The following is a 14,935-nucleotide window of genomic DNA, read 5'->3' as shown; positions in this document are numbered from 1 at the left end:
TGGACTCTATTATGAGAAGAATGGTTTATACTCGCGACGTTCGTGCATGACGGATACCCATTGGAGGGTCGTGAACTCCTCGAGTACCCATTCGCCGTTGAATCGTCCGAGACCGGAGTTTTTCTCGCCTCCGAACGGCATGTGCGGTTCATCGTTGACCGACTGGTCGTTGACGTGAATCATGCCGGTTTCGACTTTTCGTGCGAAATTGGTCGCACGGTAAACCGAACCGTGGACGGCACCGCTTAATCCATACGGCAATTCATTCGAGAGACGGAGTGCCTCTTCGTCATCTTTAAACGACAGGATGACCGCAACTGGACCGAAGATTTCATTTTTCGCGAGTGGCATGTCATTCGTGACGCCACTGAGGACGGTCGGTTCGAGAACGTTGCCGTCGGCTGTCCCGCCAGTATGGACGGTCGCACCTGCATCAACGGTTTTCTCGATTTGCTCTAGGATACGATTGATTTGATTGTGGTCGATGAGCGGACCGACTTGCGTGTCTTTTTCGTTCGGGTCACCCGCTTTCAATTGTTTAACGCGCTCGACGTAACGTTCCACGAATTCATCATGAATCGATTCGGCGACGAGGATTCGGTTCGTCGACATACAGATTTGCCCTTGATGGTAGAATTTGCTGTATACCGCTGATTCGACGGCGCGGTCGAGGTCGGCATCGTCGAGTACGACAAACACGTTATTTCCACCGAGTTCAAGAGCGGTTTTCTTCAAGAGGCGTCCCGCTTTCTCTGCGATTCCTTGACCAACCTCGGTTGAACCTGTGAACGAGATGAGACGCGGAATCGGATGTTCGACAATCGCATCGCCGATTTCAGATCCTCGTCCGACGACGACATTGAGTACGCCTTTTGGAAGTCCTGCTTCTTCAAAGAGCGATGCGAACAGAAGGCCACCTGTGACCGGTGTCGCTGTAGCTGGTTTGACGACGACCGCATTCCCGGTCGCGAGAGCCGTCACGATTGAACGAACAGCCAAATGGAACGGGAAATTCCAAGGACTGATGATTCCGATGACCCCGAGTGGTTTACGATAAACCCGGTTCTCTTTGTTCGGCACGACCGAAGGTTTGATGAGTCCGTCCATACGGAATGGGAATGTCGCAGCTTCTTTGATGATGGCCATTGATGCGGCAAATTCGCCTTCTGCCTTGATCCGTGTACTGCCAGACTCTTTCACGAGCCAGTCGACGATGAGTTCCTTGTTGTCCATCGTCACCTGGGCAAACTTCTCGATCAATTCCCGTCGTGCTTGCGGAAGCATGTCAGCCCAGTCCGTCTGAGACGCTTTGGCTGCTTCATAAGCACGATTCAAGTCATCTTCATCCGCTGACTGAATCGAGAACAGTGTCTCGTTCGAGAAGGGATTGACGTTGTCGATCGACTTCTCACTTGATCCGCTTACCCACTCACCATTGATGTACATTTTCGTAAAATCTGTATGCATGTAGAACACTCCTTTGTTTTTCTTCACCATAGGAAGTATTCACTTATTTTATAAAAATAAACATCTTAATCGGTCGAGTGATTAGGTTTGAAGCATGACGTTTGGGACAGATGAGGGAAGCGGAGAGGTCTGTTAGCAAGAGTAGAAACATATCATTACTAGAACTCAAGTTTAGGTTCATCCGTCGCCACTCTTTTGAAGTTCCTGAATACTTCCTGTACAGTTAAGACGAAGAGAGGGGTTAGAAAGAAACATGAAACGATATGAAGCGATTTTATTTGATATTGATGACACATTGTTAGATTTTAAGCAAAGTGAGCACGTCGCCTTAGAGCAATTACTCGCATCCTACAATGTCCGAATGACGGATGAAGTGAAGGCTCGGTATGTCGACATTAACAGTGGCCTATGGCGCGCATTTGAGCGCGGCGAAGTAGACCGTGAAGAAGTACTCGTTGGTCGTCACACGAAACTGTTCGATTCGCTCGGACTCACGGTCGACGGTCCGCAAGTCGAACAGCAGTATCGGGACTACTTACATGCAGGCGTACACATGGTCGACGGCGCGTTAGAGATTGTCCAAACGCTGAGCGCGGACTATCCGCTCTATATCGTCACAAACGGTGTGACGGAGACGCAATTCAAACGGTTAGAGTCATCGGGACTATTGCCGTACTTCCAAGACGTCTTCGTATCGGATGCGACCGGCTCACAAAAACCGATGAAGCCGTTCTTTGACTACGTCTTTGATCGAATCCCGAACGTAAAGCCAGAGAAGGGCTTAATCATTGGCGACTCAGTCACAGCAGACATCGCAGGTGGGCGGATGTACGGCCTAGATACATGTTGGTTCAATCCGAAGGAAGTGGCTGCGACGATGGAGTCGACGTACGAGATTCGACATTTAAACGAGTTGAAATCGCTTCTCTAAGTTCAAGCCGGATTTAGTGAATGAGACGGCAAACGATTCGGTAGTTGTGCGAGTACTTCTGGATAGAGCGTGATGTCTTGAAGACGGTCGAGTTTTTGCCAACGATAGATGAGGTGGTCTCCTTCAGGTCCATAAAAGTCTCCTTCTTCGAGCGGGAGATCACCGTCTACATAAAAATAGAGACCGATCTCATGAAACGGTTGGTCGTTGTAGGTGAACAAGTTCTCGTGCACGAAGGCGAACGAGGTATCGGTCACACGCATATCCAATTCTTCATGTAGCTCGCGTGCGAGGGCGGTTGCGGCTTCTTCACCGAGCGTCACACGACCACCAGGCAGTGCCCAAAAGTCATCCCGAATATTTCGGTGAATCAATACGTGTCCGTCTTTCACAAAAATAATACGCCTTGTTCAGTCGGAAATACGAGGTCCATCTATATCACTTCCAATCTTTGTCATATGTTCTAGTATACCTGAAGGAGGGATCTTATGTTTCAACCACATACGCAATATCGAGATGAAGATTTCCGCGACGTGACACTTCGTGACGAAGAGCTGTCACATGTCACGTTCGAGAACTGTCGCTTCACATATGTCGATGCGACGGAACTACAAACGGAGCGCTGTCAGTTCATCAACTGTGATTTTACCGATTCGAAATGGAACGCGTCCCGTCATGTCGGCAGCTCATTTTTAAACTGTCAGTTCCATGGTGCCAATTTGTTCACGAGTGAGTTTGAGCAATGTAAAATGACGGGGTCTTCCTTTGAGGAGAGTCAGTTTGAGGGCGTCCGTGTAACAGAAGGTGACTGGTCATTCGTCAACCTTCGTCACGTAGCGCTCAAGAAAATGGATTGGTCCCACGTTCGTTTGGTCGAGGCGGACCTGTACGGTGCCGATTTGACCGAGACGGTTTGGCATCAGGCGGACTTGTCACGGGCGACACTTCAACATGCGGTGTGCCGTGGTGCCGACTTCAGAGGGGCACTCGTCGATGGGGTTGATTTTTCGAACGTGACGTTACAACAAACAAAACTAGACGCGATGCAGGCAATCCAAGTCGCGCGCTCATTGGGGGCGATTATAGAATGAAACCGGAACAAATGATTGAACAGTTGATTGCGTTCGCAAAAGAACGTGAATATATCCGAACGGTCGTCTTGAACGGCTCGCTCGTCAATCCGAACGTCAGACCAGACCCATACCAAGATGTCGACCTCACTTTTTATGTGGAAGATGTCCAAGTGGTTGCGACCGATTGCTCATGGATCGACATGTTTGGAGACGTCTTGATTATGCAGACACCTGAAACGTCTGATTCCGAACGACATGTGACATTTTTGGTGCAGTATGTAGACGGACATCGTATTGATTTGACGATTCGAAGCATCGAGCAACTTGATGAGATGCTCGAAGCCGATTCGCTCAGTCAAATCGTGTTCGACCGAGACCATCATCCGAGTGTGACACCGTCAGACGACACATACCGTGTGACACGCCCGTCTGCTGATGAGTATGCGTCTTGTTGGAATGAATTTTGGTGGGTGTCACTCTATGTTGTCAAAGGAATCAAACGACACCAGGTGTTATACGCGCTCGATCATCTCGACATCATGCGAAATATGCTCCGTCAGATGATGCAATGGAATATCGGCTATGCGACGCACTTTTCTGTGAATCTCGGGAAATCGGGCGACGGGATGCGAGAGCATTTACCGGAAGAGTTGTGGGAGATGCTCACGGCGACGTATGCCTCGGCTGAGCTGAGCGCGATTGAAGACACGCATGACCGCCTGCAATCACTCTTCTTCTTTTGCGCGCAGCGTGTCGCGGAACAAGGTGATTTCGTCTTCCGGGAAGAAGAAGCCAGACGCGTCCGTGCCGCATGTGCAACACTTCGACATTCGAACGATTAATGAGGCCGTGAGCCGGGAAACGCTCCTTATAGAGAAAGGAGCGTTTTTTCATGAACCCATATACGACATTTATTGCTCTTCTAGTCGGAAGTCTTGTCCTCTTTGTCGGCATTCGTTTAAAGAAATGGCCAATCATTTTGGTTGCGATGCTTCCCCTTGGTCTCGTCGCATTTAATATGTTCTTACTCATCACGGGGCGCTAGGACATGTTCACTTGTCTTTTTGATACATCGATTTGATGAAGAAGGCACTCGGTAACAAAATGCCGATGGCGCCTTCGATGATGGCGAATAATCGGGTCAAACCAATCGGCAACAAATCACCAAATCCGATTGATAATAAAGTGACCCCGCTGAAATACAGGAGGTTTTCCCAAGTCGGTTCAACGGCATTCATGGATTCGAGTGAAGTCACAAGAATGACTGAATCACGAGACAAAGCATAATAAATCAATGTGAATCCTAACATGACACCAAGTAGGCTAACGAACAACTGAGCGAACAATCTCCCGTCAAATCCTGTTTGCTTGTACGTTTGACGTTTGAAAAACCAAAACACGTTCAAACTGATGAAGAGTAATGCAATGGTTAATAAAATCGTATTCAATCCGGACACATCCTTTTCATGTAAATGAGTTCATTTACCCATTCCCGAAGCGAAGAATGAAAAACAGAATCGGAAAAGGTTTGCAATTGATGAAAAGATTGATAGAATGTGGTCGAAGACGACTGAATTTCATAATGTTTGCCACTAGGGGAGTCGCGTCACGCGGCTGAGATGGACAAGGTCCAGACCCTTCGAACCTGATCTAGTTCACGCTAGCGTAGGGAAGTGGGCGAGACGACTCATATGGCTTCACCTAGATATGACTGTTCGAGACGCCGCTTCCGTTATGGGAGGCGGCGTCTTTTTATCTGTTATAAGGGGGAGTTATTATGAAATTTACAGATCACTTACGTCAGGAAGCGGATGGATTGTTTGAAGCAAGCTTTCATCATCCGTTCGTTCGTTCACTCGGAGAAGGAACGCTCGATGAGAAAAAGTTTAGACATTACGTCATGCAAGATTCGTATTACTTGAATCAATTCTCGAAAGTGCAGGCCAAAGGGGCGACGCTCGCACCGACGATGGAACTATCGAGTCGCTTTTTGACACATGCCTTACACACGATTGAGGCGGAACTCTCACTTCATCGTGAGTTCTTTACGATGCTCAACGTGACGGATGTTGAACTGGCGACATTCGAGCCGGCACCGACCGCTTACGCGTATGCGCTTCATATGCAACAGGCAGGACCGACACTCGGTGACGTATTGGCGTCAATCCTTCCGTGTTATTGGGTGTATTACGAAATCGGTGAACGTTTAAAAGATAAACGACCCGACCATCCGATTTATTCAGCTTGGATTGCGACGTATGGTTCGGAGTGGTTCCGTGAGTTGGTGGAAGAACAGATTGATCGGTTGGATGAATTGGCTGGACAAGCGACAGAAGAAGAACGGCTTCGTTACACAAAACTCTTCTTGAAGAGTTGCTATTACGAAGTCGCCTTTTGGGAAATGGCATGGACGCTTGAATCTTGGACGTTGTCTCAGGAGGTCAACCAATGAGACATGAGATTTGGAGCGAGATTCGAAAGCAGGCACCGTTGATCCACAACATCACAAATACAGTCGTAGCAAACTTTTCGGCGAATGGACTGCTCGCCCTCGGTGCCTCTCCGGTGATGGCAGATGCGATTGAAGAAGTGGCAGAGATGACGTTTGTGAGCGATGCGCTCGTGTTAAACATCGGGACACTCGGTACGATGACTGAGGCGACGATGATTCGTGCGGGACAAGCGGCGAACGAAGCGGGATGCCCGATTGTACTTGATCCGGTTGGAGTCGGGGCGACGTCATTCCGCCGGGATGTCGTCGAGCGTATTTTGCGTCACGTCCGTGTCACGGTCATTCGGGGAAATGCAGGAGAAATTGCGACATTGATAGGTGTCGATTGGGTAGCGCGAGGTGTCGATGCGGGTGACGGAGCATGCGAACCGCGACAATTGGCGCTTGAAGCAGCGAAACGATACGGGTGCGTCGTAGCCGTAACTGGAAAAGAAGACGTGGTCAGCGACGGGAGTGTTGTCATGGAAGTACGCGGTGGGACAAAACGGATGACTGAGACGACCGGTACGGGATGCTTACTTAGTGCGGTCGTCGGGGCATGTCTAGCAGTCGAAAAGAATGCGCTCAAGGCGACGGTGACAGCCGTGTCGGGATATTCCTATTGCGGGGAGTTGGCGAGCGAACGGGCAGAAGGACCGGGAGATTTTCCGATTCATTTTTTAAATGCCCTCCATCAATTGACACAATATACAATCCCGACGAATCGAATCGAGGTGTCGACATCATGAGACCGCAAGTATTGACGATTGCAGGATCTGATTCAGGGGGCGGAGCCGGTATTCAAGCCGATTTAAAAACGTTTCAAGAGCTCGGTGCGTTCGGGACGAGTGTGTTGACCGCTGTTACGGCTCAAAACACACTTGGTGTTCATGGGATTGAAGCGATTTCCCCGAAAATGATCACCGGACAAATCGATGCAGTAGCCAATGATTTTCAGATTGCAGCATGTAAGACAGGCATGTTGGTAGATGCGGAGCGGATTGAAGCGGTAGCCGTAGCACTTGAACGTCATCGTTTCCAACACGTAGTCGTCGACCCTGTCATGGTGGCAAAAGGAGGCGCTTCTTTGTTACAGGAAAGTGCAATCGAGGCACTTCGTACGAAATTGTTACCATATGCGACGGTCGTGACACCGAATATCCCTGAGGCGGAAGTGTTAGCCGGAATCGAGATTCGGACGGAGTCAGATCGGATGCAGGCTGCTCAATCGATTCGGGCACTCGGCGTCGATGTCGTCATCATCAAAGGTGGACATATGGAAGGTGTGGAGGCAGTCGATTTGATTGTAACTGAATCTGAAGCGTTTCAAGTGAGAGCACCCCGCGTCGAGACAAAAGACACACATGGAACGGGATGTACGTTTTCTGCAGCCTTGACGGCTGAGCTGGCATACGGGAAGACACTTCGTCAAGCCGTCGTGGATGCGAAACAATTTATCCATCAGGCGATTACGCATGGATTATCGATTGGACAGGGGCATGGACCGACGAATCATTGGGGACATCGTTTAGCGAAAGAAGAGGTGATTACCGTTGACGTCATGTACGAAACAAGCACTCGCTAAGCAGCTTCGTCTTTACTTTGTGTGTGGGACGACGGATACATCTGATTTAGTGGCAACCGTCAAAACGGCACTTCGATGTGGTGTGACATGTTTTCAATTTCGCGAAAAAGGTAAAGATGCATTGTATGGAGATGAAAAAGAAGCGATGGCGAAGGCGCTCCAACGTGTATGTCGACAAGCGAATGTTCCATTTATCATCAACGACGATGTGAACTTGGCACTCTCGATTGATGCGGACGGTGTACATGTCGGGCAAGACGATGTGCCAGCCGAATGGGTTCGTGAACAATTGGGACCTGACAAATGGTTAGGGGTCTCCGTCCATACGGTGGAGGAAGCAAGTACGGCTCTTCCGTTCGCAGATTATGTCGGGATTGGCCCGATTCACGAGACGAAGAGCAAATTAGATGCGGGACGTGTGCGCGGGACGGAACTGATTCAGCAAGTTCGTCAGCGATATCCGCGGCTTCCGATTGTGGGGATCGGAGGTATTCTTCCGGAGCATGTTCCTTCAATCATTTCTGACGGGGCAGACGGCGTTGCCGTCATCTCTGCCATTGCTTCTGCACCGGACGTAGCAACGGCTACCCGGCGTTTCGCTTGTCTCTGAATTTAATTCTTGAGGAGGAAGACAGATGAACGTATTTGTAATCGGTGCAAACGGCCAGATTGGCCATCAATTGGTGGAAAAGTTACACAATGAAGGAAAGCATCACGTCACGGCGATGGTGCGTAAAGAAGAACAACTCAATGACTTCAAGTCAAAAGGATACAACGCCGTACTCGGTGATCTCGAAGGTTCAGTGGCAGACTTGGAAAAGGCAATCGACGGAATGGATGTCATCGTGTTCGCGGCCGGTTCTGGTGGAAGCACTGGAGCAGACAAGACACTCTTAATTGACCTAGATGGTGCAGCGAAGAGTATCGAAGCAGCACAAGCGAACGGGAACATCAAACACTTCGTCATGGTCAGCGCCTTGAAAGCAGAGGATCGCTCAGCTTGGCCAGATTCGATGAAGCCGTACTACGTAGCGAAGCATCATGCCGATCGCTTACTCGAACAGAGTGGACTCACTTACACGATTGTTCGTCCGGGCGCGTTGACAGATGATGCGGGAACGGGCAAAGTGAACACGCAATTCGAAGGAAGTGGAGAGATTCCACGCGAAGACGTGGCATCATTCTTGGTGCATGTCCTTCATAACCATTCAAACGCACAGAACAAAGCAATCGATTTGATCAAAGGGGATACCCCAATCGAAGAAACGCTATAAGTATGTGACATCAAGAACGGGATGTGAACCATCCCGTTTTTTGTCGCGTTAAAGAGGGAAAAGAACGCAGAATAACGAAATAATAGAAGAATACGAACAGGTGAGGAGGTTCCGCATGACCGAGATGTTTATTTATCTGGCGGTCTATTTGTTACCGTCATTTTTGCTCGGCTTTTTAGCACTCGATGTCTTTCAACGAAATCCGAATAAAGTAGAGCATCGTTTGCTGAGCCTGTTTGTGTTCGGTTATTCGATGCTCTTCTTGGCTGAATTTGTCCGCCATCTTTCTCCGATTGAATACAGTCCGGCACTCATTGCGTATTGGTTTGGGAATGCCGGCATCTTCATCTTTATCTTTTCTGTTCATTTCATATTAAGTATCACAGGCGTCGGAGCAAAGGCACCGAAGTGGTTGTATCCTTGGGTCGTCTATTTGCCGCTGATTCCCGTCATATTGACGTATATCCGGCGAGAGAACATCATCAACAGTCAGCAGTTTGAGCAAGTGGGGATCTGGATTTATCCCGAATTCAACGCTTCTTATTTGATTACGCTGACCGTCGGGAACATCTTTCACATATTGATCATCGGTCTCATTTTTTATGCTCTCAAACGTGCGGAACGAAGAGAACACCAACGCGTGTTGCGCATGCTTTTTTGGACGGCGAATGTCGTATTGTTATGGGATGTTGTCTTCGGTTATTTTCAATTCCGTGGGTTCATTCCGCCGTACTCTTATATGTATGGAGGGCTCGTATGGGCAGTGGCGCTCGTCATCGCAATGAATCGGTTGGATTTCTTGACCTCTTACGTGAAGCGATACGGGACACTGTATAACTTGAATCCATCTGCCATCTTGTTGATTGATCCCGATGGAAAAGTGGAAAGTGCGAATCCGGCCGCACGAACGCTATTTCATACAGTCCGTGTCGTAAATGAACGCTTTGTCGATTTATTACCGGAAAAGAAAAAGGCGGAGTGGATGGAACATTATCATCAACATTTCCAGACTCGCAAAAAGTTTTTAGAGTTCGAGACGAAGATTATGACGAAATCCGGGCAAGAGCGGTATGTCGTCATTGATGGGGACTTTGTTGATATCGATCGAACGATTCATGGGATGATTATCATTCGAGACGTTCATTCGTTCAAAGAAGCCGAGCAAACAATCCGTTTCTTTGCCTATCATGACCCACTGACGAAGTTGGCCAATCGACGTGCGTTTTATGAACAGGCAGACCATGCGTTACTAAGTTCCTCAAGATTATCTTTATTGATTATTGATTTGGACGGTTTCAAAGCGGTCAATGATACGTATGGTCACCAAGAGGGCGATCATTTCTTAACGCATTTAGGTGGATTGTTAGAAGCATCAACTCGAGATGTCGGCTTGGCTTCCCGTGTTGGAGGCGATGAGTTTTATATCTACTTAGTCGATCTGACGGAATCTGAAGTGCTCGCATTTATTCATGAACTTCAGATGACGTTGAATCGGAATCCATACAGAACATCGGATGTGACGATTCCAATTCGAGCAAGTATCGGGGTCAGTCATGCGCCGGACCAAGGGACGGACTTGGATACGCTGATTCATAAAGCGGACCAAGCGATGTATCAAATCAAGCAAGACGGAAAAAATGATTATGCGATTTATGACGAGGCGTTACATGGTCCGAAATAAAGGGAACATAGAAGTGTTTGATTATAGAGAGGAGGATGGAACATGTCAGAAAGACCATTAGTGACGATGCGCGCTGAGGGAGAAGCGGGAGGCGTCAAGACGACTGTACGTGTAGGTGAGCACACCCCATTTATCGTAGATGAGCCGGAACGACTCGGTGGAACGAACAAAGGGCCGAATCCGCTCGAATATCTTCTCGGAGCATTATCGTCTTGCACGACCATCATGATTGCGTATGCCGCACAGGACTTGAACTTTGATTACGAGGGTGTCCATTTTGTGACGGAAGGGACACTCGATCCGAGAGGGTTCCAAGGGATGGAAGGTGTCCGAACTTACTTTGAGTCAGTTCAGATGAAAATCGTACTAGATACGACTGAATCGGATGAGCGAATTGCCGAATTACGAAAAGGTGTCGAGGCACGCTGTCCGATTCATAATCTGATGCATGCAGCAGACGTGGCGATGACGGCAGAATGGACTCGAAAATAAAGATGAGGGCGACCTCATCTTTTTTTACATAGTAATCGTGAAAAGAGTACGGAGGGAAGACGAATGCATCACCGACCGATGACGCGTGAATGGGCAAATCAAATTCAAAAATGGACCTACGGAGCTCCTTATGATTTCTATAATCAGTCGCCTTCTGAAGAAGGGATTGACGAGTTGATGACATATCAGGCGATGTTAGAGGATCATGAGCTGATTGGATTTTATTGCATCGGTGCTGCTGCACAAGTGCCCAATTCGACATATCCGTATTCGTCAGACTTCACGGACATTGGGTTTGGGATGCGACCTGACTTGACGGGTAAAGGACGCGGACAATCGTTTGTGGAATACGTCATGGAGAGAGCGGCGGAAAAGGGGAAGCCGCTCCGTCTAACTGTCGCCTCTTTCAACGAGCGTGCGATTCATCTATATGAAACGCTTGGATTTCATACCATCACAACGTTTGAGCGAAATGAGGTCCTGTTCCAAGTGATGATGCGCGATTAACCATATTGTTTCTGATGTGCCTTTTTACGTCGCAAATAATCCTCATCGGCACGGAGTTGATCCCAATACGTTTTGAAGATGCGGGCAGACTCTGCTTTTTCTTCGTCGATTTCGCGCTCGTGGATGTCACCGTCTTCTTTATATTTACGACCACCTTTATAATTGGCGTAGCGTCGGGCTCGCGTGTATCCCATTTGGATGAACTTTCGGGCCATGTCCATTCCGACAAAATCATCGTTTGCGCGATACGCTTCAAACAATTCCATGATTTCTTCAGCGGATTGCTTGGCGATCTCTGGCGTTTTAAATCGCCAATGGGGCAAAATCTCACTTTTATACGGTTCGACGAGTAGTACCCCTTGTTCACCACGCCCGACTCGGTACAGTTCGGGTTGTTTTCGGAAGTCGATTTCATCAAAATTTAAATCATAGTCAAATGGCATGTTCATTCCTCCTCGCCTAACGTTTTCCCATTAGGTCGGGGAAAGAAACAACTTGAAGGAAAAGGATGGGTTTGTATGATCAAGATGGAGACAGAACGATTGGTCTTAAGAGCATTTACGCTAGAGGACGCAGAGGATATGTATCGTTACGCCAAAGACGAACGTGTCGGACCGATGGCCGGTTGGGCGCCACATGAATCCGTTGAAGAGACGAAAGATGTCATTCGACTGTTTGTTGAGGAAAAAGACGTGTGGGCCATCGTCTTGAAAGAGACCGGGCAAGTGATCGGTAGCATCGGGTTACACGACCGAAGACCAGACCCGTCGATTCAACATGATGCACAGCGTGAGATTGGTTATGTGCTCAGTCCCGATTATTGGGGGAATGGTTACGTGCCAGAAGCCGTTCAGGCGATGATTCGATTTGGATTCGAAGCATTAGGGCTGGAGCGGATTTGGTGCGGCTATTTCAGCTTCAATGACCAATCCCGACGTGTCGTTGAGAAATGTGGGTTCACCTATGCGTTCACGAAAACGCAAGAATTGACTCGACTCGATGGACGAACGGTAGAATGCCTCGTCTATGTCCAACTCAATCCGACGTTCTCTACACATTGAAGCGCTGTTTCAATGTGTTTTTTCATGAAATCATAAAAACCCCTTGATATGTAACCGGTTACACATTAAGATGGTTTTGTAAGCGTTTCCAGAAAGGAGGATGTCAAATGGCGACCATCAAACAAGTGGCAAAACATGCGAACGTCTCAGTGGCGACCGTATCACGCGTCATGAATAAGAGCGGATATGTGAGCGAAGAGGCGAAAGAAGCGGTCGAAAAGGCGATTGCGGAACTGAATTACGCACCGAACCGAGTCGCTCGTTCGCTCTATAAAAAATCGTCGAATTTGATTGGACTCATCATGCCGGACATCACAAACCCGTTCTTTCCACAGCTGGCTCGGGCGATTGAGGATGTCGCCAATCAGCATGGGTATCAAGTCGTTTTATGCAACACAGACGAACAACTCGAAAAAGAGCAGACGTATTTGGTCGCCTTGCAGACGATGCATGTCGACGGGCTGATCATCACGACAAACCATTCGCACAACCCGAATTACGAGACGTTGGATTTACCGATGGTCGCGCTCGACCGAATCGTGAAGGCGGGAATCGACGCCGTTGTATCGGATGGATATGAGGGTGGGAAGTTGGCAGCCGACACGTTGTTACAACGCGGTGCGACACGACTGGCACATATTGCCGGACCTGATCATCTCAAGACGGTCAAACGTCGGACCGAAGGATTTGTCGAAGTGGCAGGAGACAAACTCGTCGGGATGACCGAGTCCACATTCACGTTCAAAGACGCCTTGAAAGCGTCCCAAGAGCTGTTCGATCATGCGTGGCCGTTCGATGGCATCTTCGCAGCGAACGATGTGATTGCAGCCGCCGTATTGCAGGAAGCAGTTCGTCGAAACATTCGTGTCCCAGAAGAACTACAGGTCATCGGATATGACGGGATCGAGCTAGGGGAGATGACGTCTCCGCCGCTGACGACCATCGTTCAACCGATTTATGAGATGGGGCGAGTGGCGACAGAACGATTGCTCGATTTGATTGAGAAAAAAGATACACGACCGAGAGAGATGCTGTTACCGGTCACGTTACTTGAAAGACAAACGACAAAGCGGAAGGAGAAATAAAGAATGAAACGCATTGTTGTCATTGGCAGTATATCGATGGACCTTGTCGTCACGTCCGACAAACGTCCGCAAGCAGGGGAAACCGTCATCGGCGAGTCGTTCCGTACCGTTCCAGGGGGGAAAGGTGCGAACCAAGCGGTCGCTGCTTCTAAGTTAGGGAGTGCCGTGCAGATGGTCGGTTGTGTAGGGAACGATCCGTTCGGTCAGCAGATTGTTGAGAACTTCAAACAGCATGGTGTCGATGTTGCGCACGTTCGGGTCATACCGAATGAAGTGACGGGGACGGCACACATCGTATTGGCGGAAGCAGATAATTCGATTGTCGTCGTTCAATCGGCGAACAAGCAGGTCTTCTTCAAGGACGAGGAACTAGATCAGCTTCTCGATGAGCAGTCGTTCGTACTCTTACAGCTCGAGATTCCGATCGAGAGCGTTCGGCAAGTGACCGCTTACTGTAAAGCGAAAGGGATTCCGGTACTACTCAATCCGGCACCGTCGCAACCACTCCCGCCAGAAGTGATTGAAGACGTCACGTACTTGACGCCGAATGAACATGAATGCCGGGATTTATTTAAGGGATTGTCCGTGGACGAAGTGCTTGAACGATATCCGAACAAGTTACTCGTGACAGAAGGCGTCCGAGGTGTTCGATTCCATGACGGACGAGAAGTGCGGCATGTGCCAGCTATCCGAGCGAACGTCGTCGACACGACAGGAGCCGGTGACACGTTCAACGGTGCGCTCGCTGTCTCCCTCATCGAACAAGATGATTTGGAGACGGCCGTACGGTTTGCCGTGGTCGCATCCGGCATGAGCGTCGAAGGCTTTGGTGCACAAGGTGGTATGCCGACACGAGAAGATGTACAACAACGATTGGAGCGCGTGTGATGAAAAAACAAGGGATATTAAATAGTCATCTAGCAAAAATCTTTGCCGATCTCGGGCATACGGATCGCATCGTCATCGCAGACTGCGGACTCCCGATTCCGGACGGGGTGAAGCGTGTCGACCTTAGCCTCCGAATCGGGGAACCTTCCTTTCTTGAAGTACTTGATGTCGTCGAATCGGATTTGGTCGTAGAGCGCATCACGATTGCCGAGGAAATCCTCACACACAACTCGACGATTGCAGATTCACTGAAAGAACGATACACAAGCATCGACATGTGTTCGCATGAAGACTTCAAACGGGAGGTCGCAAAAGCAAAAGTGGTCATTCGAACTGGGGAAGCGACACCTTACGCGAACGTCATCTTACACGCCGGGGTCATTTTTTAAGGGGGGATTTC

General features: G+C 48.9%; 20 protein-coding genes and 1 riboswitch. Of the genes, 16 read left to right on the top strand and 4 right to left on the bottom strand.

The genetic code is table 11. From position 1 onward, the window contains the following. Window positions 1–9 precede the first annotated feature (9 nt). Complete coding sequence (locus ON063_RS07425) at window positions 10–1,467, bottom strand: aldehyde dehydrogenase family protein (RefSeq protein WP_274664714.1); 1,458 nt, start codon at window positions 1,465–1,467, stop codon at window positions 10–12. A gap of 253 nt (window positions 1,468–1,720) precedes the next feature. Here ON063_RS07425 and ON063_RS07420 point away from each other — a divergent pair, with 253 nt between their 5' ends. Beyond that, window positions 1,721–2,398 carry a YjjG family noncanonical pyrimidine nucleotidase gene (locus tag ON063_RS07420; RefSeq protein WP_274664713.1) on the top strand — a complete coding sequence of 226 codons (678 nt, stop codon included), beginning with the start codon at window positions 1,721–1,723 and terminating at the stop codon, window positions 2,396–2,398. Window positions 2,399–2,400: 2 nt separating this feature from the next. Here ON063_RS07420 and ON063_RS07415 read toward each other — a convergent pair whose 3' ends face one another. Beyond that, window positions 2,401–2,790 (bottom strand): NUDIX hydrolase, encoded by a 390-nt coding sequence (locus ON063_RS07415; RefSeq protein WP_274664712.1) that lies wholly within the window; start codon window positions 2,788–2,790, stop codon window positions 2,401–2,403. A gap of 96 nt (window positions 2,791–2,886) precedes the next feature. Between ON063_RS07415 and ON063_RS07410 the strand changes: the two genes are divergently transcribed. From ON063_RS07410 to ON063_RS07400, 3 genes are read left to right on the top strand one after another with little or no spacing between them, the layout of a single operon-like run. Next, window positions 2,887–3,489: a pentapeptide repeat-containing protein gene (locus ON063_RS07410; RefSeq protein WP_274664711.1), complete on the top strand. Its 603-nt coding sequence runs from the start codon at window positions 2,887–2,889 to the stop codon at window positions 3,487–3,489. Further along, a complete protein-coding gene (locus ON063_RS07405) occupies window positions 3,486–4,313 on the top strand; it encodes an aminoglycoside 6-adenylyltransferase (RefSeq protein ID WP_274664710.1) in 828 nt (275 codons plus the stop codon). Before ON063_RS07410 ends, ON063_RS07405 begins: the two co-directional genes overlap by 4 nt. Window positions 4,314–4,363: 50 nt before the next feature. Continuing rightward, window positions 4,364–4,516, top strand: a complete 153-nt coding sequence (locus tag ON063_RS07400) for a hypothetical protein (protein ID WP_012727577.1) — start codon at window positions 4,364–4,366, stop codon at window positions 4,514–4,516. A 7-nt stretch (window positions 4,517–4,523) separates the two neighbouring features. On the opposite strand, the gene ON063_RS07395 is transcribed toward ON063_RS07400, so the two are convergent. Then, on the bottom strand, window positions 4,524–4,928 hold the full coding sequence (locus ON063_RS07395; RefSeq protein WP_274664709.1) for an ion channel: 405 nt from the start codon (window positions 4,926–4,928) through the stop codon (window positions 4,524–4,526). Between the two features lie 127 nt (window positions 4,929–5,055). Then, window positions 5,056–5,160: riboswitch (TPP riboswitch) on the top strand. Between the two features lie 88 nt (window positions 5,161–5,248). Between ON063_RS07395 and tenA the strand changes: the two genes are divergently transcribed. The 8 genes from tenA (at window position 5,249) to ON063_RS07355 (ending at window position 11,501) form a co-directional block, all read left to right on the top strand. After that, window positions 5,249–5,923 (top strand): thiaminase II, encoded by a 675-nt coding sequence (tenA, locus tag ON063_RS07390; RefSeq protein WP_012727575.1) that lies wholly within the window; start codon window positions 5,249–5,251, stop codon window positions 5,921–5,923. Next, window positions 5,920–6,711: a hydroxyethylthiazole kinase gene (thiM, locus tag ON063_RS07385; RefSeq protein ID WP_274664708.1), complete on the top strand. Its 792-nt coding sequence runs from the start codon at window positions 5,920–5,922 to the stop codon at window positions 6,709–6,711. The genes tenA and thiM overlap by 4 nt, the downstream gene beginning before the upstream one ends. After that, window positions 6,708–7,547 carry a bifunctional hydroxymethylpyrimidine kinase/phosphomethylpyrimidine kinase gene (thiD, locus tag ON063_RS07380; protein ID WP_274664707.1) on the top strand — a complete coding sequence of 280 codons (840 nt, stop codon included), beginning with the start codon at window positions 6,708–6,710 and terminating at the stop codon, window positions 7,545–7,547. Before thiM ends, thiD begins: the two co-directional genes overlap by 4 nt. Then, on the top strand, window positions 7,516–8,157 hold the full coding sequence (thiE, locus tag ON063_RS07375; RefSeq protein ID WP_274664706.1) for a thiamine phosphate synthase: 642 nt from the start codon (window positions 7,516–7,518) through the stop codon (window positions 8,155–8,157). The genes thiD and thiE overlap by 32 nt, the downstream gene beginning before the upstream one ends. A 25-nt stretch (window positions 8,158–8,182) precedes the next feature. Further along, window positions 8,183–8,821, top strand: coding sequence for an SDR family oxidoreductase (locus tag ON063_RS07370; RefSeq protein WP_214694957.1), 639 nt, complete (start codon window positions 8,183–8,185; stop codon window positions 8,819–8,821). A 115-nt stretch (window positions 8,822–8,936) separates the two neighbouring features. Beyond that, window positions 8,937–10,502: a GGDEF domain-containing protein gene (locus tag ON063_RS07365; protein ID WP_274664705.1), complete on the top strand. Its 1,566-nt coding sequence runs from the start codon at window positions 8,937–8,939 to the stop codon at window positions 10,500–10,502. Between the two features lie 42 nt (window positions 10,503–10,544). Continuing rightward, window positions 10,545–10,994, top strand: coding sequence for an OsmC family protein (locus ON063_RS07360; RefSeq protein ID WP_274664704.1), 450 nt, complete (start codon window positions 10,545–10,547; stop codon window positions 10,992–10,994). A gap of 63 nt (window positions 10,995–11,057) precedes the next feature. Continuing rightward, window positions 11,058–11,501, top strand: coding sequence for a GNAT family N-acetyltransferase (locus ON063_RS07355; RefSeq protein ID WP_274664703.1), 444 nt, complete (start codon window positions 11,058–11,060; stop codon window positions 11,499–11,501). Here ON063_RS07355 and ON063_RS07350 read toward each other — a convergent pair. Then, entirely contained in the window at window positions 11,498–11,944 is a 447-nt protein-coding gene (locus tag ON063_RS07350; protein ID WP_012727567.1) for a DUF4385 domain-containing protein, read from the bottom strand. The genes ON063_RS07355 and ON063_RS07350 overlap by 4 nt on opposite strands. Window positions 11,945–12,019: 75 nt before the next feature. On the opposite strand from ON063_RS07350, the gene ON063_RS07345 reads away from it, so the two are divergent. The 4 genes from ON063_RS07345 (at window position 12,020) to rbsD (ending at window position 14,924) form a co-directional block, all read left to right on the top strand. Beyond that, window positions 12,020–12,562 carry a GNAT family N-acetyltransferase gene (locus ON063_RS07345; protein ID WP_274664702.1) on the top strand — a complete coding sequence of 181 codons (543 nt, stop codon included), beginning with the start codon at window positions 12,020–12,022 and terminating at the stop codon, window positions 12,560–12,562. A 107-nt stretch (window positions 12,563–12,669) separates the two neighbouring features. After that, window positions 12,670–13,647, top strand: coding sequence for a LacI family DNA-binding transcriptional regulator (locus ON063_RS07340; RefSeq protein ID WP_214875080.1), 978 nt, complete (start codon window positions 12,670–12,672; stop codon window positions 13,645–13,647). A 3-nt stretch (window positions 13,648–13,650) separates the two neighbouring features. Then, window positions 13,651–14,535: a ribokinase gene (gene rbsK / locus ON063_RS07335; protein ID WP_274664701.1), complete on the top strand. Its 885-nt coding sequence runs from the start codon at window positions 13,651–13,653 to the stop codon at window positions 14,533–14,535. Then, window positions 14,535–14,924: a D-ribose pyranase gene (gene rbsD, locus ON063_RS07330; protein ID WP_274664700.1), complete on the top strand. Its 390-nt coding sequence runs from the start codon at window positions 14,535–14,537 to the stop codon at window positions 14,922–14,924. The genes rbsK and rbsD overlap by 1 nt, the downstream gene beginning before the upstream one ends. Window positions 14,925–14,935 lie beyond the last annotated feature (11 nt).

Origin of the sequence: Exiguobacterium sp. B2(2022), assembly GCF_028823655.1 — a bacterium.
GTDB classification, from domain to species: Bacteria; Bacillota; Bacilli; order Exiguobacteriales; family Exiguobacteriaceae; genus Exiguobacterium; species Exiguobacterium aestuarii_A.
This window is presented reverse-complemented; position numbering and strand designations above follow the sequence as displayed.

Excerpts from the sequence above, each read along its gene's own strand:
- rbsK (WP_274664701.1), top strand. The coding sequence starts at position 13,651 with ATGAAACGCATTGTTGTCATTGGCAGTATATCGATGGACCTTGTCGTC.
- ON063_RS07340 (WP_214875080.1), top strand. The coding sequence starts at position 12,670 with ATGGCGACCATCAAACAAGTGGCAAAACATGCGAACGTCTCAGTGGCG.
- thiD (WP_274664707.1), top strand. The coding sequence starts at position 6,708 with ATGAGACCGCAAGTATTGACGATTGCAGGATCTGATTCAGGGGGCGGA.
- tenA (WP_012727575.1), top strand. The coding sequence starts at position 5,249 with ATGAAATTTACAGATCACTTACGTCAGGAAGCGGATGGATTGTTTGAA.
- ON063_RS07410 (WP_274664711.1), top strand. The coding sequence starts at position 2,887 with ATGTTTCAACCACATACGCAATATCGAGATGAAGATTTCCGCGACGTG.
- ON063_RS07425 (WP_274664714.1), bottom strand. The coding sequence starts at position 1,467 with ATGCATACAGATTTTACGAAAATGTACATCAATGGTGAGTGGGTAAGC.
- ON063_RS07350 (WP_012727567.1), bottom strand. The coding sequence starts at position 11,944 with ATGCCATTTGACTATGATTTAAATTTTGATGAAATCGACTTCCGAAAA.
- ON063_RS07420 (WP_274664713.1), top strand. The coding sequence starts at position 1,721 with ATGAAACGATATGAAGCGATTTTATTTGATATTGATGACACATTGTTA.
- ON063_RS07405 (WP_274664710.1), top strand. The coding sequence starts at position 3,486 with ATGAAACCGGAACAAATGATTGAACAGTTGATTGCGTTCGCAAAAGAA.
- ON063_RS07365 (WP_274664705.1), top strand. The coding sequence starts at position 8,937 with ATGACCGAGATGTTTATTTATCTGGCGGTCTATTTGTTACCGTCATTT.
- ON063_RS07355 (WP_274664703.1), top strand. The coding sequence starts at position 11,058 with ATGCATCACCGACCGATGACGCGTGAATGGGCAAATCAAATTCAAAAA.
- ON063_RS07360 (WP_274664704.1), top strand. The coding sequence starts at position 10,545 with ATGTCAGAAAGACCATTAGTGACGATGCGCGCTGAGGGAGAAGCGGGA.
- thiM (WP_274664708.1), top strand. The coding sequence starts at position 5,920 with ATGAGACATGAGATTTGGAGCGAGATTCGAAAGCAGGCACCGTTGATC.
- rbsD (WP_274664700.1), top strand. The coding sequence starts at position 14,535 with ATGAAAAAACAAGGGATATTAAATAGTCATCTAGCAAAAATCTTTGCC.
- ON063_RS07345 (WP_274664702.1), top strand. The coding sequence starts at position 12,020 with ATGATCAAGATGGAGACAGAACGATTGGTCTTAAGAGCATTTACGCTA.
- ON063_RS07400 (WP_012727577.1), top strand. The coding sequence starts at position 4,364 with ATGAACCCATATACGACATTTATTGCTCTTCTAGTCGGAAGTCTTGTC.
- ON063_RS07370 (WP_214694957.1), top strand. The coding sequence starts at position 8,183 with ATGAACGTATTTGTAATCGGTGCAAACGGCCAGATTGGCCATCAATTG.